The organism is Halomonas sp. AOP22-C1-8 (genome assembly GCF_052378905.1).
GTDB classification, from domain to species: domain Bacteria; phylum Pseudomonadota; class Gammaproteobacteria; order Pseudomonadales; family Halomonadaceae; genus Vreelandella; species Vreelandella citrativorans.
Genome location: NZ_JBQSYD010000029.1, coordinates 1 through 21,483, shown reverse-complemented (window position 1 = coordinate 21,483; position 21,483 = coordinate 1). Strand labels below are relative to the sequence as shown.

General features: G+C 56.5%; 17 protein-coding genes. 1 reads left to right on the top strand and 16 read right to left on the bottom strand.

Going from position 1 to position 21,483, the window contains the following annotated elements; genetic code table 11:
• Position 1: 1 nt before the first annotated feature.
• The 16 genes from ACT3TY_RS14575 to tssB all read right to left on the bottom strand — a co-directional run bounded on the left by ACT3TY_RS14575 (position 2) and on the right by tssB (position 20,335).
• The gene (locus ACT3TY_RS14575) at positions 2–289 is read right to left on the bottom strand and encodes a type VI secretion system PAAR protein (RefSeq protein WP_087105305.1); all 288 of its coding nucleotides are present in this window, start codon (positions 287–289) and stop codon (positions 2–4) included.
• A 67-nt stretch (positions 290–356) separates the two neighbouring features.
• Positions 357–941, bottom strand: coding sequence for a GNAT family N-acetyltransferase (locus ACT3TY_RS14570; protein ID WP_192528359.1), 585 nt, complete (start codon positions 939–941; stop codon positions 357–359).
• Positions 925–4,572, bottom strand: coding sequence for a type VI secretion system membrane subunit TssM (tssM, locus tag ACT3TY_RS14565; protein WP_193054726.1), 3,648 nt, complete (start codon positions 4,570–4,572; stop codon positions 925–927). The genes ACT3TY_RS14570 and tssM overlap by 17 nt, the downstream gene beginning before the upstream one ends.
• 36 nt (positions 4,573–4,608) lie before the next feature.
• Positions 4,609–6,072, bottom strand: coding sequence for a type VI secretion system protein TssA (tssA, locus tag ACT3TY_RS14560; protein ID WP_444628726.1), 1,464 nt, complete (start codon positions 6,070–6,072; stop codon positions 4,609–4,611).
• Positions 6,073–6,082: 10 nt separating this feature from the next.
• Positions 6,083–6,736, bottom strand: coding sequence for a type VI secretion system-associated protein VasI (gene vasI / locus ACT3TY_RS14555; protein WP_444628725.1), 654 nt, complete (start codon positions 6,734–6,736; stop codon positions 6,083–6,085).
• Complete coding sequence (locus tag ACT3TY_RS14550) at positions 6,733–8,337, bottom strand: sigma-54 interaction domain-containing protein (protein ID WP_444628724.1); 1,605 nt, start codon at positions 8,335–8,337, stop codon at positions 6,733–6,735. Before ACT3TY_RS14550 ends, vasI begins: the two co-directional genes overlap by 4 nt.
• 3 nt (positions 8,338–8,340) lie before the next feature.
• Entirely contained in the window at positions 8,341–10,959 is a 2,619-nt protein-coding gene (tssH, locus tag ACT3TY_RS14545) for a type VI secretion system ATPase TssH (RefSeq protein WP_192528354.1), read from the bottom strand.
• Between the two features lie 8 nt (positions 10,960–10,967).
• Positions 10,968–11,810 carry a type IVB secretion system protein IcmH/DotU gene (gene icmH / locus ACT3TY_RS14540; protein WP_192528353.1) on the bottom strand — a complete coding sequence of 281 codons (843 nt, stop codon included), beginning with the start codon at positions 11,808–11,810 and terminating at the stop codon, positions 10,968–10,970.
• A gap of 3 nt (positions 11,811–11,813) precedes the next feature.
• Entirely contained in the window at positions 11,814–13,148 is a 1,335-nt protein-coding gene (gene tssK, locus ACT3TY_RS14535; protein WP_192528352.1) for a type VI secretion system baseplate subunit TssK, read from the bottom strand.
• Positions 13,148–13,699, bottom strand: a complete 552-nt coding sequence (gene tssJ, locus ACT3TY_RS14530) for a type VI secretion system lipoprotein TssJ (protein ID WP_192528351.1) — start codon at positions 13,697–13,699, stop codon at positions 13,148–13,150. Before tssJ ends, tssK begins: the two co-directional genes overlap by 1 nt.
• On the bottom strand, positions 13,696–15,075 hold the full coding sequence (gene tagH, locus ACT3TY_RS14525; RefSeq protein WP_192528350.1) for a type VI secretion system-associated FHA domain protein TagH: 1,380 nt from the start codon (positions 15,073–15,075) through the stop codon (positions 13,696–13,698). Before tagH ends, tssJ begins: the two co-directional genes overlap by 4 nt.
• A gap of 3 nt (positions 15,076–15,078) precedes the next feature.
• Entirely contained in the window at positions 15,079–16,101 is a 1,023-nt protein-coding gene (gene tssG, locus ACT3TY_RS14520; RefSeq protein ID WP_192528349.1) for a type VI secretion system baseplate subunit TssG, read from the bottom strand.
• Positions 16,065–17,828: a type VI secretion system baseplate subunit TssF gene (gene tssF, locus ACT3TY_RS14515; RefSeq protein WP_192528348.1), complete on the bottom strand. Its 1,764-nt coding sequence runs from the start codon at positions 17,826–17,828 to the stop codon at positions 16,065–16,067. The genes tssG and tssF overlap by 37 nt, the downstream gene beginning before the upstream one ends.
• Before the next feature lie 18 nt (positions 17,829–17,846).
• Complete coding sequence (gene tssE, locus ACT3TY_RS14510) at positions 17,847–18,278, bottom strand: type VI secretion system baseplate subunit TssE (protein WP_192528347.1); 432 nt, start codon at positions 18,276–18,278, stop codon at positions 17,847–17,849.
• A gap of 15 nt (positions 18,279–18,293) precedes the next feature.
• The gene (gene tssC, locus ACT3TY_RS14505; RefSeq protein ID WP_087105291.1) at positions 18,294–19,772 is read right to left on the bottom strand and encodes a type VI secretion system contractile sheath large subunit; all 1,479 of its coding nucleotides are present in this window, start codon (positions 19,770–19,772) and stop codon (positions 18,294–18,296) included.
• Between the two features lie 56 nt (positions 19,773–19,828).
• On the bottom strand, positions 19,829–20,335 hold the full coding sequence (tssB, locus tag ACT3TY_RS14500; protein WP_192528346.1) for a type VI secretion system contractile sheath small subunit: 507 nt from the start codon (positions 20,333–20,335) through the stop codon (positions 19,829–19,831).
• 613 nt (positions 20,336–20,948) lie between these two features.
• Between tssB and ACT3TY_RS14495 the strand changes: the two genes are divergently transcribed.
• The gene (locus ACT3TY_RS14495) at positions 20,949–21,467 is read left to right on the top strand and encodes an Hcp family type VI secretion system effector (RefSeq protein WP_193054737.1); all 519 of its coding nucleotides are present in this window, start codon (positions 20,949–20,951) and stop codon (positions 21,465–21,467) included.
• Positions 21,468–21,483 lie beyond the last annotated feature (16 nt).

Sequence of the window (21,483 nt, the reverse complement as noted above, 5' to 3'; positions counted from 1 at the left end):
CTTAACTGCCCTCTCCTGAACCTGAACCAATGACGACACCACCGCAATCGACCGCATGACCTGTTAAAGCAGCTGGCTTGCCGTCAATAAGAATCGTGCCGGAACCCTGGGCTATCGCCCGTGGGTGCGGGGGGTGATTGGGCTTATCGTGAGGCTCTAACGGGTCACCTACTCGGGCCACCGGCTTGCCATCCATGATGACCGTGCCACTACCCGCAATGACGGGCGTAGGGGGAAAACCATCATGGTCGGTTCCTATATCACCTACGAGTACAAATTTCTGGCCCATTACCACTGCTCCTTTTCTGGTCCCGTATCTTCCGTCTTGCCTGCCACTCTGCTGTCGTGCTGGCGGGCTACTCATCCCATTGAGCGGGGGCTTCGTAACTTGCCACTTCCAGGGCATCCACGTGCTGACGGGTAAAGCCTGCCGCCTCCAGGCTGTCGATGGCCGAATGGCAGGCCAGCGGCAGGCGTGTTTGCAGTGGTACGCCACTTAAGCTGCGCCGTATCGCCATCAGCAGGCGGGTACCGTGGCCACTGCCCTTCCACTCCCGGCTGATATAGAAAAACTTGAGCTGCCAGGCGGCTTCGTCATCAGGCCGACAGACAAGCACCATACCCAGCGGTGGGCCTTCACCATGACGAAGTGCTAGCAGGCGGCCCTGCCAGTGCACCACCTGGCCATTTTCCCGCTGCATCCACACTTGGCGATTAACGGTGAATTCAAGCGCTCGACGCAACGTGTCGAGCACGCTTTTATCGCGCAGCACCCATGGTGAGTGGCCTTTTGCATCGGCGTGGTACACCGCCTCGATAAAGCTGTCGATATCCTCGTTGCGCGCATCCTCCAATGGGCGCGAGCGCTTTGCGCCATGACGCTGGCGTGTGGCGGGCGTTACCCCGCCCGAGGTAAACAGCTGCTTAAGTTTGGTCAGCATTGCCACCTCGCTCGGCGTAAAGGGCAGACGGCAGTTGGAAGCCTGCCGCCAGCGGACGCGTGAAGGGGTTGGGCGCGCCGTTGGCAAACAGGCGATAGCGCATGGTACCGCCGTCAACGTTGAACCTGAGTTCAAGTTCGCGCTCGCTTACACTGGTAATATCGGCCTGTTCCAGTAGCCGAAACCACGCCCAGGCGCCATCCTGGGTAACGCTGCGCGGTGAGCGGTTTACCTCGCTCGGCACCATGGTAATGCGGCTTTCGGTGCCGCCGCGCAGCGCGTTTGGCCAAATCATCGACACACGCTGGCTAGCACTGTGGGCATACTCGATCAGTTGCCCATCGACGCTGATCACGCTGCGCCGCTTGTCCGGTGAAAGACTGATGGGTTCAAGTGCAAACTCCACGTCCAGCGCACCGTCGCGGCTGAAGTAGGCGCGACGGATCTGCTCGGCCTGCTGAATGGCGGTGTACAGGCTGTCGCGCAGCAGCGAATTACCTTCGGCATCCACCAGGTACTCAGGCGCACCTTCGATAAAAGGCTGCAAGCTGTCCTGGTAGAAGGTATCCAGCGTGCCGCCCGGGGCAAAGAAGTCCTCGAAATCGCTCAGCGCCACTTCCTGGCTGGCATTAGGCGCCAGCGGGTAGCGGCCTGCCAGGCGCTCCTGATAGGGCGCGACCACGTCATCCAGCCACTGGCTTTCAAGGTGACGCGTGGCACTGGCCATCATCAGTTGCCAGCTCTGGTCGGCCAGGTTGTGCAGCATGCGGCCCACCGGCTCTGGCGTACTATCGGCAATGCGCTGCAGGTTGTAGATGGGGTCATTACCGCGCAGCGACAGGCGGTCACGCACGCTAACGAAGGCGGCACGCCCTGTATTGCTCGACTCCTCAATCTCCATCAAGTAATCACGCAACGCGGTTACCGCCGTTTTAATCTCCTCAAGCGAAGAGGGATTATTGTTACGCGCTTGGCTTAGCTGATTGATGGGCGTGAACGGCTGCTCAATGGCAAACGCAAGCTGGTAACGCTGCGATTGGCGGAGCGCCTCACGGGCCTGCTCGTCATCGTCGGGGAGCTCGGGGTAGAGGCTGGTATTGCGTTCCACCGCGGCCAACAACCTGTCAAGCGGACGCTGACTGCCCACCAGAGCATCTGCCACCACAATGGCCTGATGAATATCGGGCAGTGGCACTAGCTGGGTATCACGCAGGGCATCGCGCCAGCTGGCATGGTAATCCCCTACATAATGCTCACGCAGGGCCACCTGAAGCTGCTGCCGGTCGGCTTCGCTGAAATTGATGTTATCGCGCTGACCCAGCACCCAGACATCAATCAGAGCAAGCTCCGTCGCCCGGTCAAGCTCTTGTAGGAAGTAGTTCTCAAAGCCATCGCGGGTGAGCAGATGCGGCAAGCGCACATTTTCAGGGTCATCGTTACGCGACATAAACACGGTGTTGAACAGCGTGCCCACGCTGCGGCGTAGGTCCAACGGCTCCCCTTGACGATTACCGGCGGCCTTAAGGGCAGCGTATACCCGTTCGTCGATGGGCTGGCGTGACAACTCCTGCTGAGAGGCGGCAATACTTCCCTGAAGCGGGGCCATAGCCTGCTCGGCGCTCGGGCTGCCTTCGGCAATACGGCCTTCAAGGTCGCTATGTTCCAGCGCGTAGTCCAAATGCATCAATAGTCGCTGCTGAACCTCGCCCTGCTGGGGAAAGCTCCCCTGCCAGCGGTTGGCCATAAATCGCTCAACGCGCTCCGGCTGACGGCCACTGGCATCCGACATCATGCGCAGTACACGCAATAGAGAAAGCTTCGTGTTACTGCCCTCTTCGGCGCGGTTCATATCGTCCATGATGCCGATCATCAGCGCGGGCAGGAACTGACGCTCCAGCATGGCAAGATAGGCACGTTCCACCTGGGCACCAATGACATGCCCCTGATACAGCCCCATATCCGCTAAATAAGGCGTATGTGTGCGGTATCCGTCGAACGTTTCCAGGGCATAGCGCAGCCGGTCAAGTGGGTCCAGTAGTTCAAAACCAGTGGGATCATCACTCTGGAAGGCTTCAGGCTGGGTGGCCAAAAAGGTTTCTGCTCGCTGCTCAACCGCCGCGAGCGATACGCTGTTTTTCTGATAAAAATGCGTCCAACCGCCTACCAGAATAACCCCTAGCACCAGGCATGCCGCCAGGCTTGCCTTGCGCACGCGCCTGCGCCGTTGAGTAACTCGGGCGTTGTCACCGGCAAGCCCCGCCTCCGGGTAAATAACCTTATCGAACAGCTCTTCGGTAAAGTAGAGCGCGCTGCGCGTGGCCCGATGAGCAGGCTGAACACTGTCATCCATTCCATAGCGCCGGGCAGCAGCATCCACGAACGGGTCTTCCGGCACGCCTTGCTGATACACCGACGTAAAGTAGGCACCACGCACCATGGCAGCGGTTGAAAAGCGGTCACTGGAAAGTGCCTCCGTCAAAAAGCCAAACAGCACCTCGCGCAGCCCTGCCAGTTGCCGCACAAAACGGAAGACGGATTCACGCTCTTCACGGTCGCGGCACTCGGAAAGCATGGAAGGCATCAGTTGGTTCAGGCGCGCCAGCATGGCGTCGTAGTCGGCCTCGAACTCTGCTTCCCACTTGCCCGGGGTGTCCATGGATGCAGGGGTAAACGTAAAGCCCAGCGGCGCTCGGCGAGCAGCACGAGAGTAGTGACGAAAGAAATCATCAAAGCCGTGCAGCAAATCCATCTTGCTGAACGTGACGTAAACGGGCAGGCGAGTGCCGTGACGCTCCATCAGTTCGCGTAATCGGCTGCGCAGAAGCGCGGCATAGGCTTTGCGAACGGCAACCTGAGCATGGCTTAGTCGTGCAAGATCCAGCACCAGCACGACACCATCCAACGGGCGCTGGGGGCGATTACGCTCCAGCCAGCCAACAAAGTGGTCCCACAGCCTGCGCTGAAGCTCTTGAGGCTCGCCTCCTTCCATTGCCCCTTGGGTTAACAGCTCGCCATCAGGGTCAATCAGTACGGCCTTATCGCCAATCCACCAATCGAACCCCAGCTGGCCTTGTTTACTGCTCTGCCCCGAGGCTTTCATGACATGGGTGAGGGCAAAGTTCTGGCCGGAGCGGTTGATCAGGCTGGTTTTGCCGGCATTTTCCACCCCCATCACCAAATACCACGGCAAGCGATAACGGCTGTTGCTGCCTCCCAGGCTGTCGGAAATCTCGTTGAGCGCAAGGTTAAGAGAAGTTTCCTGACGCTCAACCTGAGACATAATCGGGTCTTGCAGGCGCGCTTCTTCTTGCTGGCGCTCGTCATCCAGGCTGCGTAGCCGCCGGGCAAGACGTACGCCCCATATAACAGCAACGAGCGTTACGACCGCCAGCGTTGCCAGCAGGCGGTTGGTCAGCGGGGCAAGAGGCATCATGTCACCCACTTCCCAGCGTGGTCCCAACCACCAGATTGCGACCACCAGGACAACCAACAGTAGCGCCCATAGCAGCGTGGATAGCCGCAGCAGCCCTTTGGCTTTATTGCCGTGAGCATTGGCTCGATTTTTTGCTGTTTGCGCCCGCGACAAGCCAGGCACCCAGCGGCTCAGCTTCGACGTTATGGTTGACCACATTAGCCTTATCCCTCGTCCCTTTAATGATGACCGTTATCAGTGCGTTTCTTGGACCGCAGCGTTCAAGCGTGATACCAACGCGGGTTCCCACTGCTCTAACGCAAGCGCAGTTACTGTTTGCTGCAACGTGCGATAGTGCTGCTGAGCCAGGCTTTCCAGCCCTGTCTCATGCAGCAAATCAGCACTGGCCAGTCGCCAGTACGCACTTTCCCTTGGTGTTCTGGCACTGCTTAGGCCCTGATCAAGCACCTTTAGCGCCTTGCCTATATCGCCGCTTTCCACGGCTTCGCGCGCCTCTTCAAGCCCGGCATGCCAAGCCTCGCCACCCCCAACCGCGCCGCCGCTGTTTTCGGTGCTGTATAGCCAGCGCTTCGTTTCTTCATCAACAAACAAAGCGCCGCTGTTAAAAGTAAGCGCCTCGATACCCGCCAAGCGCTCTACAAACCGCAGTGTTTCATCTCGGATCGCCTCCGCGCAGCGGGTGTGGCCAAGCTGCTTGGCAAGCCCGGCGCTCAGGCGATGCCCTTCCAACCAATAGGGGCTTAGCGCCAGGCTATTTTCGATACGCTGCCAAAGCTCGTTGTCTCCCCCCTTGGCTAGCGCCTCACGATAATCAGCGACACGATCAGCCGACACCGGCGCAAGTTCAGTTTTGCCGTTCTCCTTGGCGGCGGGCAGCGCTTGAATCGTGCTCCATACCGCATAACGGCGCAGGCGGTAGGCTAAGGGTTCTCCTGGCGATTGCTCGCCTAAAAACTCCGCCATCTTGAGCAGCGCTTGACGGTTAGAACGCTCGTTTCCCGCCTCCAGGCGAAGCTCAGGCGCCTTGGCCGCTGAAGGCGTGGTGGTGGCCTGCTCCTGGCGGCCAGCAGATTGCCCTGCTGCCTGCCCGGATGACTCTTGAGAAGGCGCTTGAGAAGCGGCTTGCGCAGGCTGTTGAGTGGGCCGCTTGGCGTTTAACTGGCGGCTTAATTCGGCAACCGCCTCGTCCGGAAGCGACTTCTCGGCCACCTGATGCTCAAGCTCTTTTAGCGAGGATTGGCACGCTTCAAACTCATCATCGGCATTGTGAAAATCGAGCGTTGATACGAGTTTGACGCTGCGCTGGATTAACTGCTGAAACAGCCTGGGGCGCATCTTGGCGCCGCGTTTTCCTGCAAACGGGTAAGCGTGCTCCCACCAGGGCTGGGCAATACTCCGGGCAAGCAAACGAAGCGAGAGTGCAAAGCGCACGCCGCTACTACCGTGCTGCATACAGTGCATCAAATGCCCCAGTACTTTTAGGTCCTTGCCTCGCTCGCTCAGCATACGGATGGCCAGCGCCTCGGCGACGTCCCACTCCACCGTTGCGTGCTGGAGCGAACCTATCTTCATCATTTCCTCATCCAGCGTCAGATAGTCATTGCTATCTTCAACGGGAACGCCCACCTGCTCCCCCTCAGCATTGGCGGCCAAGGGTGCCAGTAAGGGGGCTAGTTGTGACTCGGCAGTAATACGCATAAAACCTTCCTTACCAGCGGCACGCTTCGCGTAGCGGGGCAATTTCCTGGCGCAGCCCCGCCACGTTAAAACGCAGCCCATCCAGTTCTTTTATATCGCTGCGCAGCGTGACTTCATTGGCATCAAGCAATTGGCGCAGCGTGTCGATGGCAGGTAGCCCTCGCCCACCACTAACGACCCGGCCACCGTCGCGTATGCGCCACTGCTGCTGCACTGCACGCCCGTTTCCTGTGATCTGCAGGTCCACTCGGGCACCGCTGATAGGCGTGGGAAGATGTAGCTGGAAACGAGTGATCAGCCTTTCGCAGGCCACCACCATGATGGGCCTGGGTGGTGTCGTTCCCAGTGCGGGCACGCTGATCAGCACGCTCTCACCGGATTCATTCACTATCAGCCCAACGTTGTCATCAGGCCGGGCCGACTCCTGACGCTCAATGGCTCGCCAGAGCGCGGGCAGTTCGTTTTCACCAACACTGAGATTTGCCTCCAGAAAAAGCGCGTCATAGCAATTCAGCCGCTCCAGGCGCGAGGTATCTTCCGCACAGGTTTGAGCGCTCTTAAGCAATGCACTTTGTTCATCTGCCTTTGAAGGCGTACAGGCCAACAGGCAGAGCATCAGCAAGCCACCGATGGTCCACTGGCGTTTTAGCAGCATCGCGTTCATTTAATATCCAGTTCCAGTAGCTGACATTTATGAGCCAGAGTTCGCTTGGGCAGCCCAAGGCTTTGCGCCGTTTGCGCACGATTACCACCAAAGCGATTCAATCGCTGACGAATAATGATGGATTCGATATCGCGCATCGCTTGGCGAAGATCAACAATGTCGTTGGGCAGTGCCAGCGTAGCGTCTTCGCCAGGTGGCGGCGTTTCTTCCAAACCGCTGCCGGTTAAAAAGCCACCTTGCTCGCCGGGCAGCAGGTACGTATCAATGTCTGCATCGTGAGGTGTCATCGCACAGGCGTAATCAATCACGTTTTTAAGCTCACGGACGTTGCCCGGATACTCCCGACGATAAAGCAGGCGCAGGGCCGCTGGGGTAATTCCCATTTCGTCGCGCCCCTCTCGGGCGCAGAAATCGGTAATAAAGGATTGTGCTAGCTGGGCGATATCATCCCGGCGCTCGCTCAGGGGCGGCAGGGTGATCGGAAACTGACCTAGCCGGTAGTAAAGGTCCGCACGAAATCGCTGTTCCTTGATCTGTTCACGCAGTGGCTGGTGCGTGGCAGCCACCACACGCAGGTCAGCGCAGCGCTCCTCGTTTTCTCCCAGCGGGCGGTAGCGACCGCTTTCGAGTACGCGTAACAGCTTGGCTTGCAGCGCCAGCGGCATATCCCCGATCTCATCGAGAAACAACGTACCGCCATCAGCCTGACTGATAAGCCCTTCTCGAGCATGCTCAGCCCCCGAGAACGCGCCCTTACCATGCCCAAACAATTCAGACTCCAGCAGCGTTTCAGGGATGGCGGCGCAATTGATCGCCATAAAGGAGCCTTCAGCGCGCGCCGAAAGCTGGTGCATGGCGCGCGCTACGCGATCCTTGCCGGTACCGGTTTCACCTTGCAAAAGTACCGCCAGGTTTGTCTCTGCCGCTCGTACGATATGCCGACGCAGTGCCTGCATGGCGTTGGAGTGTCCGAGCAGATCCTCCGCTAGCCGATCAGCCAGCGCCTGACGCCGCGCGCCATCGTTCAGTTTGGTCAAGGAGTCCTGCAATATCTGCGAGCGGTGACGCTCGCCCTGCTCTCTGGCAAGTCGCGTCCATAGCCGACACAGAAGCCCTTCAAACGCTGCCATGCCGGGATCTTCAGCGAGCACCTTCAACCGTGCTTGCGTACCCGCCAGCACGATTACTCCCAACCATTCACGCCCGCTTTGCCCTCCACGCAGTGGCCGAATGTGAAGATGCAGTGAAGCGCCTAGCGATGCCACCTGGGACTGGAAGCCGGGATGATCCAAGCGAATGCGTGCATCAGCAATGCTAAGCAGCAGCGGCTTGCCGCTGCGAATAACATGCGCATAGGGATGATGAAAGTCGCCGCAGTCGAACTGGTCCTCGCCGACATCTCGACCCAACCAGCGCCCACTCCCATCAATGTAAAGGCACTCCGCGAGCGCCAGCCCAAGGTGGCGCTGCAAGAGCGTGGCCGAGCGCTGACGCAGAGCAGCAGCGCTGAGGCTCTCCACCAGGGTTAACGCCAACGGCATGGCCGAAAGCTCAGCCGATAGCGCCGAACCAGCGGTAGTGGGAACAGCAGGCTCCGTCATGGGCTAGGCAACCTCTGCCGTGAAGGTGCCGCTTTGCGCGTCGACGCCCAGCACTACGCTGGAAACCGACTCGCGGCGCGCCATGCGCTCAAGCAGTGCCTTGGAAAGCGGCGGCAACAGCTCACCATCGATCACTGATTCCAACATACGAGCGCCGTTTTCACTGCGTGTGGCACGTGCACATATCGCCTCGGCCAAGGCCTCTTCCAGCACCACATCCGCCTGACGATGACGCTCACGGATACGGGCTGACAGGGTATTGAGCTTGGCTTTAACAATGTCGCGCAGCGTATCGCTATCCAGCGGCAAGTAAGGCACCACTTCCATGCGCGCCAGCAGAGCCGGTTTGAAAAACTCGGCAAGCACGGGATAAAGCGCCGCATCCAGTGCTGCGGCATTCTGCCCGTGGGCCACAATCGCTTCGTAGCCCAGGTTAGAGGTGAGGAAGAACAGTACGTTTTTACAATCGATCAGTCGCCCTTCGCCATCGGCCAGCTCGCCTTTATCGAACGCCTGGTAGAAGAGATTCAGCACATCAGGGTGGGCTTTCTCAACTTCGTCCAACAGGACCACCGAGTAAGGGCGCTGGCGTATCGCTTCGGTCAGTAACCCGCCTTCGCCAAACCCTACATAGCCAGGAGGAGAACCTATCAACCGTGAAACCGTGTGCTTTTCCTGATACTCAGACATATTGATAGTGGTCAGGAACTGGCGACCGCCGTACAGCTGGTCGGCAATCTGTACCACGGTTTCCGTTTTACCCACGCCACTCGGGCCAACGAGCAGGAAAGCACCTAACGGGCGACCCGGACGACGCAAATCGGCACGCGCCGTCAGCAGGTGGCGGTGAATACGTTCGATCGCCGTGTTCTGGCCTTGAATCTGTTCGCCCAAGTGAGCGGGGAGTTCGGTCAAACGCGTCAGCTCATCGCTGGTCATCCGCTCAACCGGTACGCCCGTCCAGTCACCAATGACTTGAGCGATCTGGGCCTCTTCAACGCTTGGATTCACCAGCGCATGAGACTGCTGCAGTCGCGCCAGCTGTTGTTCACGCTCGGCAAGTTCAGCATGTTGATCGTCGTTTTGATCGCTGTCATAGACGCCATCGGCATCCAACAGTTGGCGGTGCAGGGTCACAATCGCATCAACGCATTCACGCTGCTCGTGCCAAGCGGCTTCAAGCGTGGCGAGTTCAGCTTCAAGCGACATCAAACGCTCGTTAAGCGCTTGGCTCATCGAGGAATCTGGTTCACGGCCCAGTAACTGTTCGCGAGTCAGGTGATCGCGCTCGCGCAGGGCGGCGGTGTGCTCGCTTTGCAGGTGACTTAATTTGCGCGGCGGCGTATCCAGTGCTTGCGCCAATCGTGTACACGCCGTATCCAGTACATCAATGGCTTTATCAGGCAATTGACGACCGGCCAAATAGCGGGCAGAAAGAGACGCCGCCGCACGCAGACCGCTGTCGCCGACCAGTACGCCGTGGGCACGCTCATACACGTCTCGTAATCCGCGTAGAATGACCAAGGCCTGGTCGACGCTGGGCTCGGAAAGCGCGACGGGCTGGAAGCGGCGTGAAAGCGCCGGGTCTTTCTCAAAGTACTTTTTGTACTCGCGCCAGGTCGTCGCGGCAATCGTGCGTAGCTCGCCACGCGCCAGCGCCGGTTTCAATAAATTGGCCGCATCGCCACCACCTTCCTGATTACCGGCACCAATCAGCGTATGCGCTTCGTCGATAAACAGTAGCGTGGGGCACGGGGCGTTTTTAACTTCATCAATCACCGCCTTAAGGCGTTTTTCAAACTCGCCTTTGACCGCAGCACCCGCTTGTAAAGCGCCGAGGTCCAGCGTCAATAGCTCTATACCTGCCAGCGCGGTAGGCACCTGGCCTGCCACAATACGTGCAGCCAGCCCTTCTACCACCGCACTTTTGCCGACCCCCGCATCGCCAATCACAATAGGGTTATTTTTACGCCGACGCCCGAGAATATCGAGCATCTGGTCAATTTCAGGGTCCCGGCCAAGTACAGGGTCGAGTTCACCCTTGCGTGCCTGCTCCGTGAGTGAGGTCGCAAAGCGCGCAAGCGCACTATCATCGCCAGAGCCATGCGTGCCTACACGCTGAGTGCTGGCACTCGCTTCCTGAGGCGCCTCTGCCGAATCAGCCGTCAAGCGGTTAAGGTGGCGGCGCAGGTTTTCCCGGTTAATCTCGGCAAGCAAACGCACTGAACCCGCGCCAAGATAGCGCTCCGGGTTATGCAAAAGAGCAGTAAAGACGGCACCGCTACGCAGCGTCTGATGCTGGTACTCGGTGGATGCCAGTAGCCACGCATCCTGGAGCAGTTCGACCAACAACGGTGAAAAGCTGGGGGTTGCCACCTCCAGATTGCGCGGCGGACGCGTTTCTTCTGCCAACTGGGCACGCAAGGCAGCGGTATCGACCTCAAGGTCTTCACAGATACAGCGTACATCGCATAGGGGTTGATCAAGCATCGCCTGTAGCAAATGCCCGGCGGTAACCTCAGGCGCCTGCTGCTGCGCGCACAGCACGGCCGCTTGCTCAAGCCCTTGGCGAGCAATCGTATTAAGGCGGTCAATAAGCGCCGGTAGCTCTACCCTGAGCATGGTATCTCCTAGCGATAAAGTTGGTTAAGAAGCGTCGTAATCTGTTCGGCCTGCTGATCAAGCGACCATGAGAACCCTAGATAAACAGCCACCATGGCGATGCCGAAGAGCGCAAAGATTCCCCAGGTCGGAAAACTACCCGTGCGCTGAGAGCGGCCCTGCACCACGTTTTTAAGCGGCTGAGTCAGTGTGTCTTCAGCGGGTTGTTCCAGAGAGGAGAGCTGGTCGCCTAGTGCGCGAACAATCTGTTCATATTCATCGCGGCCATGGGACATGACGCGATAACGGCCTTCAAACCCAAGACACAGGCACAGGTAGATAAAGGCCAGCATGTCGCGATAGCGCTGAGGCTCTTGCTGCAGGCGCGCCAGAATGGAGAACACTTTTTCGCCTCCCCATGTTTCGTTATGAAACCGGGTTAACAACGAGTGTTCGGCCCACTTGCTTTGCCGCCCCCAAGGCATACCCATCACCGCTTCGTCGATAAAGGAGCAAAGCACATAGCGGTAGGCAAGCAGCGTGGCGCGATCATAGCCCTGCTCGGTCAGTTCGATCTCAATAGCCGCAATTTCATCCACCACTTGGCGGTAAAGACGCTCGATATCGCTCGCGCTATCAAGTTGGCGAACTCTAACCACCATGCCTAACAGGCTGCTGGCAGCATCTACCAAGGGGTTCAGGTTATGCCCGCGCAGCCGGAACCAGTAGTCCTCGTCAGCGTCCAGCTGCTCTGCATGGCTATGAATGAGGTGCTCTAACCCTCGCTCGTTAATGAGGTCCTCGTGGCGCATTTTTTGCGGCGCGGCAACCCCACGCGTCGAGCGTTGCCCATCAGTGACAAGATGTTGCATGGTTTAACTCCTGATCGCCCAGAACTGCATTTCCAACCCCGGAAACTCCCCGGCCACGTGGAACGCAAAGCCGCTGGCACCGTTAAGCATTCCCCACGCTTCGCTTTGGCGGTCCAACTGGAAGTAGGTGTAGCCTGCGTGATAAGGCAGCTCGCGAGGTGCCACCGGCAGCGGCTCAAGCGGTATGCCGGGCAATTGCAGGCTAATCAGATCACGGATCCGCTCGACGCTGGCGACTTTGGTTTGCTGAAGAAACAGCTTGCGCAGGCGCTCGTTGGGCATGTCAGCGCGCACGGCAAGGATAAACTCGGCAGATTCGATCAGGCTGAGATCAGAAAGCGGTGCGACCAGCAGGCCAAAGCGGCGTGACTGCAACTGGATAGCCACTGCCCGTGGTTCAAGCACGGTAGAAAGCGCTTGGCGCAGCATTTTCATCAACGGCTTGAAGGCCCGTTCGGGGTGATCATGGTCGTAGGCCGGGCATTCGGGCGGCAGCCGGGACTCATCCGTAAAGGTCACCAGCTCACAGGCGATTTCATGCATGGTGTCGTAGAGACGCTCAGGATGCAGCTGTCCCAAACGCGCCAGATGCTGGAAGCGAGGCTGAGCACGATTAAGCAGCTGAAGGAGCATAAAATCAGCCACATCCGCAACGCCTGCCTGGTGGGGCGTAGAAAGCCTCTGGGCGATATTACGAGCGCGTTCGCGCATCAGGCCCGCCATTTCGCCCACAAAGCGCTGTAACCCTGGCGCCGCTTGCACGTTTAGCAGGGTGGGCAGGAACTGTTCATCCAGCACCAGGCTACCGTCGGGCCGACGCTCAACGATGCGCGCCACGGCAAGGCAGGCATAGCCACTGCGGTCATCACGCTCCAGCAGTAAGCGCGGCGACACCCTGGCGACCTCAAGTTCGGCGGTGGCGCCATCCTGTGAGTGAAGGTCCCGTACGCTACGCGATGCGTGACGATAACGGGCAGGAAGATCATCGCCTGGCCAGCGCACCTCGCCCACCCCATCGGTTGCCAGCGGCAAGCCAAGATAGACGACCTGGTTGGTGATGCTTGCATCATCAATTTCAAGCGGCGTTGGCTCGACATCGTCGACAGGCAAATGAAAGGCCACGCCATCAGGCATGACACCGCTGGCCCGACTGATCGCTACCCGCCCAAAGCTTAGAAATTCGTTATTCAACTCAAGGGACAAAAACCCGTAAAGGTAGTGGCTGACCCCTTTTAGACGCGTGTCCAACAGCCCTTCAAGGCTGCGTTGCTGCTGTTGGAAGTGCTGTGGCTTGATAAACAGGCCTTCGCTCCATACCACTCGATTCCGGCTAGCCATTACTCCTCCTTCCTTAGCTCAACTTCATTGTCACGGAGGTGAACCAACAGGTGGTAATGCTCTCCACTGCTGGTTACTTTCACGACTTTTTTCCATTCCGCCTCGTTAGGCGTGGCATAAAAAGCAATTAGCCCGATGTAGCGTGTTTCCTCATCAACCGCGAACGGTTCATAGAACTTCCACTGGCCCGGCAGCAAGGTAAAGTCGTCATGGGTCAGGTAATTCGTGCCCAGCGCTCCCTCCAGGTCTTCCTGCAGTTGGCTTAAGTCCGCAGCCATCAACATGGAGTCATCTTTCAGCTGTAGCACCTGAAAACGTAGCGGCGCGCCATCGCCTTCCACATTGGGGTTCATGTTGGGCTCGGCCACCATGCTGAGATCCACCGTCGTGGGGCGCTCTTCGGGGTAGCCGACGGGAATGGAGGGGTCGCGCATTACCTGCCACGTTTTACCCGCAGCCTCCCGAGTCGATGCACAACCGGCCAACAGAAGAAGCACGCAGAACAGCCCGACAAGGCGAATTAGCGTCATGCTCAGGCCTGAGGCGCTCATGCACCCTCCCGTTGCTGGCGGCGTACGGACTGGTCATAGCCTTGCTCAAACACTTCCCAGAAAAGCTTTTGAAAGCCCTGCTGACGGCCAGAGTTCAACTCGCGGTAATAGTGCTGATACATTTCCCAGGCCCAGCCATCTTCGTTCTCAATGCGATTTCCAGCGCCTCGATAGGCGTGAAAACGTTTGAGCAACGCCTCGGGAGAGAAGGCGTCCAAAATGGCACCCAACGCTTGGCCGATGGCCTCTTCAACCGCTGCCTGATGCTGCCCTTGATGACGCAGGCTTTCAGCAACCGCTTCAGGGGCTGACAGGTGAACGGGGCTGCGTTGTGCAGAGAACATGGTTTCTGCCGTCTCTTCAAACGACAGGCCAAGCCGGATAGGATTATCTTCAATAGGCTGCAAACGCCGGTCGCGAAGCGGGTACTTGCTATCGTTTTGGCTCTGTTGCAGTAACCGGAGACCATCGATAGTAGCGCGTAGCGTATGGCCCGCCTCTTCCAGGAACGCCTGCTGTTCTTCGCTATTTCGAAAAGGCAGATCAAGCCCTAACCCTCTCAGCAACGGGTCGGCACCTATATGACCAAGCGCCTGAGTGGTTGGCTGCTGCCAGCGATCTTCTAACTGTTCGCCAACAGAGCGCTCCAAGTCGTTTAGCTGCCGTTCATCCATGCCACTGCTCCTCTGTTTTGTCGTGCCATTCAAGGGTTTGATATCGGGAAGGCGCACCGCGTCATCGCGATGCTCTTTCTGTGGCCACTCGTTGGTGTGGCTACGGTACGAGCCGGGATTCGCATCCAATGGCTCCAACGTGGAGGGTGGCGCGGCCTCCTTATCAAGCGCGACCATGGGGTCATGCTGCATGGCCCCGGGCACAACACCGCCTAACGCATCTATAGGGTCTTCCTGCTGAGTAGGGTGTTGCCGCTCCTGCCTACTTCCCACCGGCCAAGCGGCATGTTCATGCGCCGTGACGTCGTCTTGCTCTTCATCAATCAGCGTGGTGAGCGAATGGACCCCAGGCTGCCAGGCGTGCCGGTCGCCTGAGTGTACTTTCAGGCGATAGACGCCAATCGTCAGCTCATCACCATCGCGCAGGGCAACTTTACGATTGCGCCCTACCGGCAGCGTGGCGCGATTGATATACGTGTGGCCGCTTGAGTCAATCAGACAAAACTTGCCATCCATCCTGGTAATCTCGGCATGCTGAGGGCGCACTTTTCCGGCGTGGTCCTGTAGCAGCCAGTCATCGTAATCACTGCTGCCAAGCGTTCCTCCCTCCCCCTGGAAGACATAGCTACTGGACGAACGGCCTTCCAGCTGTTCGCTGTTCATAACCACTAAGGTCACGGCGTCAAACGGATCGACTTGCATGCGTTAACTCATCATCTGAATGCGTACACGGCGACGCGTAGAGGTATCGTCACCATCAGGGTCTACAAACGTTGTCCAGCCCAACTGACATGATCCACCATCACCCAAGCGCATGGGCTTAACCTCACTTTCCAGCAGCTCAAGCTCCAGGTCATAGGCGAGCGGCTCTCGCAGTACAAAGCTAACCAACGTCTTTAGCGGTTGATGCTCTTCCCCATCGGGCAGAAAGTCTCGGAAACGCTCCAGGGTCAAGCCACGCAGACACAGCGCAAATTTGCCTTTTACATCGGCCACACGCTCGCCTGCGACCATGTCCTCACCCAGCGTCATTCCCGTCATTCCCATACGGCTACGCTGGTTCAGCGGGATCTCCACCCAACGGTGAACCCACTCCTCGATGTCCACACTGGCCAAGTCAAAGCAGTGGCTGACGATACCAGTGACCACATCCGGCGAGCGTGAGCGACCTGCCAGAAGCCCCGCATAAGCCAGCATCTTGCTCCAGTTGATGGAGGTCTCGCCGCGCAGGTCACTGTCGGCAAGCCCCACCAATGCAAAGACGGCTGCTGAAAAGCCATCCCGCGCATTGTCCTGATAGCGCACGTAGTGACGATACTTCCGCCAGTTCTGATGCATCAGGGTCAACAGGCGATGATTGAAAAAATCCAAAAAGTCGCCTGCCACGCCCTCCTGATGCGCAGACTCATGCGCCAGTGCCTCCAGGTAGTAGCTGGGTAACGGAGATTGCGCCCCCTGCAGCCCCAGGAAACTCACTTCCATCTCATACTGGCCACGCTCACCAATGCCCAGTGCCAACACATCGCTTCCCGGAAAACCGAGCGAGGATGAGGCCTTGTAGCGCACCCGTTGAAAAGAAGGCACGCCCTCACCATGGCGCTGCTCCTGATCATCTTCGTGATGCCGGTGCAGCAGTTCGACCAGTTGAAAAAACTCGTAGCGGCGCGCCTTTTGAATCAGGGGTGCCAACGCTACATCTGTGGCTGTTGCCCTTCCTGTAGGCTCCATACGTAGCGTTCCTGGTTATGGCGATTAATGACCTGCAACTCGTGAAACGAATTAATGCTGGCGTAAAGTGATAAGAAGCGGGCGAGCACGCTGCCAAACAGGTACAAACTGCCTTCATCGCCGAACGCATCCTGATCAAGCGTCATGACGGAGCGCAAACCGCGCACCGGTAGGCCTTTACGAAGACGATCAACCGGCTGTGTGTCGATACTGATAATGCCTGCCAAACGCTTTTGGGCAATGCGCTCGGCCTGACGATCAACCAGGGCGCGGAAGTCATACGCTCTCAATACCGAACACAGCGCATCGCGATTGAGCAGCGAAAGATAGTTAAGCGACAGGTTTGAAATCAGTATCCATAACAACCCATCGTCGATGGCTGGCCGAAGCACGGGAGTGGGCCGGGTAATATTGGAAAACGTGGCAAACGAGGGGCTTTTTTCCGTGCCGACACATATATCGCCAACGGTTAGCTGCTCTGGCAGTTCCCGATTGGAACAGGTCAGCGCAAGAGAAACGGTTTCCCGGCGCCCCAGGCACTCCTGCTCATCCTCACGTATAAACGCAATATCGTGATCAAACCCATCGCTGCGCAGGCTATTGCCAACACGCACACGAAAGTGAAGCGCTTGGCGCCCTCTATCCCGTTCAATCTGATGCTGAAAACTCTCAAAGGGAACATATCGCCGCGAAACGGTCTGCGAGCTACTTTGCTCGCCTTCCAGGCGGCCTGACACATTATCCACGCTGAATATTTCATAATGCGAGGGCGCCTTGCTACTGGGCCTAATGCGGTACTCGCTACGCTCGCCTGTCAGGTCGATAGGCTCTGCATCGTGTTCAAAAAGATTAATGGCAGGCGTACAGTAAAGCGCCAGGTGCTCGTTTTGGAGACGAGCATCCGTAGGCAACGGTCGCGCAAAGACAAACCGAAGCGTGACCCGTTGTGCAGGTGTTGCCGGTAGCGCCTGATCCAGCCCCAGCACATCAAAGAAGTGGAACGCCTCTGGAAAACAGAGATACTCCTGCAGTATGCGATACCCCTGGTGCACATTGCTCGGATAGGGTAGCAATGCCTGCTCACGCTCAAACCCCACGGCCTTCAGCGCACTGGCAGGAAGCGTTTGGCGGTTCCCATCAATGTCGAGTTCAAGACGTGAAAGGTAATGGCTCATCCACAAATAAAGCGTGCGCGCTGTGTAAGTATCGCCTCCCAAGTGCAAACGCAGTGACGTTATCCCCATTTCGTTCATGGGCTGGTCACTTTGTACATCCATCGCTAGCTCGACGAGTGAGGTTTCACGCGTGTGCCGCGCCTCTACACCTGCATGCTCCAGCGGATAAAGCCTAACGTCATGACAGGTACGAAACTGACAAGACGTGTTTTCAACAGCGTTACTGGCAAGCTCGGTTCCCCGGCTCACCTGCTGATGCTGGCTCAAGGAGTGCCACATGGGCGTGAACTGCACAACGGTCATGCTTGGCACGGGCCGCAAGTAGTTCGGCCACAACATGCTGATCAATGAGTGAGTAAGTTCCGGGAACTCATCTTCCACTTTTTCTCGCATGCGCCCGGTCAGGAATGCAAAGCCCTCAAGCAACCGCTCAACGTCCGGGTCCGTGCTTCGTTCAGACAGAAACCGGCTCAGGCTCGGGTTTGCTTCAGCAAACTCGCGTCCCTGGCGTTTTAAGAAATTGAGTTCATCGCGATAATAACGGTTGAGCATGAGTGCCCCTTGGGTCCATCAATTGAGACACTGATAACGCTTGTTGTTTAACAGTAGATCTATAGTGGTGAGCGCACTGTCCCTGCCTAACGCTACCGTTGCATGAACCTGAAAATGCAGCTGCAACGGGTCGCCGGAATTGGGCAGCGACTCGACATCAACCCACTTTACACGCGGTTCAAATTGTTCAATGCATTGGCGAATGGCCTGCTGGATGTTGAGTTCCAGGTCCAGCACACCAATGGTGGCGTCATTGAAATCAAGCAGGCCCAGTTCAGGCGCGCAGGGGCTGTTGCCTGGATGGCTATTAAGCAATTCAACCAAGTGACGTTTGATCGACTCGACCACCTCCATCAACCGCTCCTCTTCTTTAAGAGTCGCAGGTTGATGGGGTGCAGCAAGGCGTTCAAACAACCGACTACTTAACAAGCTACTACTGCCAGTTGCCATGACTTCGCCAGCCCTTTATTCCTTGTCGAGACGTCCGACCAGTGATAGCTCAAAATTTGCCCCCATATATTTGAAATGCGGGCGTACTGCCATTGAGACCTGGTACCAGCCTGGCTCGCCTTCAACATCGGATACTTGAATCGAGGCGGCACGCAGCGGACGGCGGCTGCGCACATCGGATGGCGGGTTTTCCTGATCAGCTACGTATTGGCGAATCCATGCGTTAAGTTCGCGTTCAAGATCCTGGCGCTCTTTCCAGGAACCAATCTGCTCACGCTGCAGCACTTTGATGTAATGCGCCAAGCGGTTAATGATGAACATGTAGGGAAGCTGTGTACCCAGCTTGAAGTTTGTTTCCGCCGCTTTACCTTCAGCGGTATTAGGAAACACCTTCGGCTTTTGCACTGAGTTAGCTGAGAAGAAAGCAGCATTGTCACTGCCTTTGCGCATGGTTAGTGAGATAAAGCCCTCTTCGGCCATCTCAAACTCGCGCCGGTCAGTAATCAATACTTCGGTCGGGATTTTGGCTTGTAGCTGGCCAAAAGCCTCATAAGTGTGCACCGGCAAATTTTCGACAGCACCGCCACTTTGCGGGCCAATAATATTGGGGCACCAGCGATATTTAGCGAAGCTGTCCGTTAAGCGCTCGGCCAACAGGTAAGAGGTGTTGCCCCAGAGATAATGCTCGTGATCTTCACTAACCGTTTCGCGGTAGTTGAAAGTTTTAACCGGATTTTCAATAGGGTCATACGGCGTACGTAGCAAAAATCGTGGCGCCGTTAATCCCAGGTAGCGTGCATCGTCGGACTCACGCAAGCTGCGCCAGCGCGCGTATTTCGGGCCTTCAAAAATAGCTTTGAAATCCTTGATGTTAGGCAGTTCTTCAAAGCTATCAATACCGAAGAAGGAAGGCGCGACCGACGACATGAAGGGAGCGTGCGCCATTGCACCTACGGCTGCGGAGTGCTGCAGAAGCTTCATGTCCGGGGTGGAAGGCGTGAAATCGTAATGCCCAATGATGCCGGCAACAGGTTCACCACCAAATTGACCATATCCCGCGTTATAAACGTGGTGATAGAGACCGCTTTGACTTATTTCAGGGGCGAATTCAAAGTCCTCAAGCAGTTCCTGCTTTGTTGCATGTAGAACGTCTAATTTTATATTTTCACGAAAATCAGTGCGATCCACGAGCAGCTTCAAACCACGCCAGGCAGATTCCAGCTGCTGGAAATCATGTTCATGCAGAATTTCGTCGACTTGATGGCTAATTTTGCGATCAAGCTCAACAATCATGCTATCAACAAGTGATTTATTGACGGTAGGTGCTTCATCGTTACTGTTCAAAAGCTCCGCTATAAAGGCAGCCACACCCTGCTTGGCAACGTCGTAGCCTTCATCTGCCGGGGCCATCCGCGTTTGGGCCATGACCTGATCAAGAAGCGAACCTTCTGTTGTTTCTGTTACTGCTGCTTGCTGCTTAGCCGTTTTGCTCATTGCTGTGCCTCGAATTCGTTTTACCGTTTGATAGGTGCGCTACTTGCGATAAACCGTTATTCGCTCGTGCTATCGGTATCCAGCAGTTCCAGCTCGTTCAAAAGTTGCTGGCGAGCATCATCGTTCTCAAGAAGCTTCTGCAAACGGTCACGAAATGCCGGGACATTGCCCAACGGCCCCTTAAGGGCTACCAGGGCTTCGCGCAACTCGACCAGCTTACGCAGTTCGGGAACTTGCTTGGCAATGGCATCTGGCGAGAAATCGTCGAGCGATTTGAAGGTGAGATCAACCGCCATATCCGACGGCTCGTCGCTGTCGTCCAAGCGATTAGGCACAGCGGCTTGAAGCGTCAGCCCGGCTTCACGCATAACAGACTGGAAGTTGTTTTTATCAACCGAAACAGCCTGGCGTTCTTCGATAGGGGTTTCTTCTTCGCCGCCTTTAAAATCGCCAACAACCAGCAATTTTAACGGAAGCTCAGTCTCAGCCTGTTGGCCATCGGTAGCTGGCACGTACTTAATGTTGATGCGCTCTTTAGGCGCAACGGTTCCTTGTTTAGCCATGTCACTCCGCCCTGGAAGAAGTTTCTTAATGTAACCGTGAACAATTCTCAATCAGGCAACGTTAGCGAAACAGGGATAAATTCTCTACCTGCCCCCAAAAAGTGGAGACAAAACGCTGGCAGTGAAAAACCGTCCATTTAACCGGATTATCGGCGAAGAACGCAGCATATTAGAGCAAGACTTAAATATTATATTTTTAGAAAAGGCGCTTGTAAGAAATATCTTACAAAAACTATCAGTGATGGCTTACATGATTACCCACTTTTAAGCGCAATCTTCATGGAAAGGAAACAGAATAAGAGGAAGCCAAGGCTGTTTTTAGCTGTAAAACAGGCCAAGCCAATAACAAACACGAACAACACTACTTACCCAAAGATACAAAAAGAATCTTTTTATACACAAAGTTACGCACATGCCTATTTCTAGCGCGAAAACAAGCAATTTATTGCCAGGCAGGCAAGTAGTTGCTTGAAAACAAGCGAACCATTGCCTAACCATAACTAACTAAATGAATAAGCCCTTGAATAATAAACAAAAAAAATAATGGCATAGCACTTGCTCTCTATATTCGTGTCCACTGGACATTATTCACTTTTTCGTCAAGGAGCAGACTATGCCAACACCATGTTATATCAGCATCGAAGGCCAAACTCAGGGCAACATCACTGCCGGTGCTTTTACACCTGATTCCGTAGGCAACATCTACGTTGAGGGCCACGAAGACGAAATGCTGGTACAAGAGTTCAAGCATGTCGTCACTGTGCCAACTGACCCGCAGTCAGGCCAGCCTTCCGGTCAGCGCGCCCACAAACCCTTCGTTTTCACAGTTGCTTTAAACAAGTCTGTGCCACTGATGTATAACGCTCTCGCCTCTGGTGAGATGCTGCCCAATGTGACACTGAAATGGTACCGCACCTCTGTGGAAGGCAAGCAAGAGCACTTCTTCACCACGTCACTGACGGATGCCACTATTGTTGATATCAACCTGCGCATGCCGCACGCTCAGGACATTAACAAGTCAGAATTCACCCAGTTGATGGACGTCTCCTTGGCGTACCGTAAGATTGACTGGGAACACACCGTTGCCGGCACCTCTGGCTCGGACGATTGGCGCGCACCTATCGAAGGCTAAACCTTTTCGATGCTCG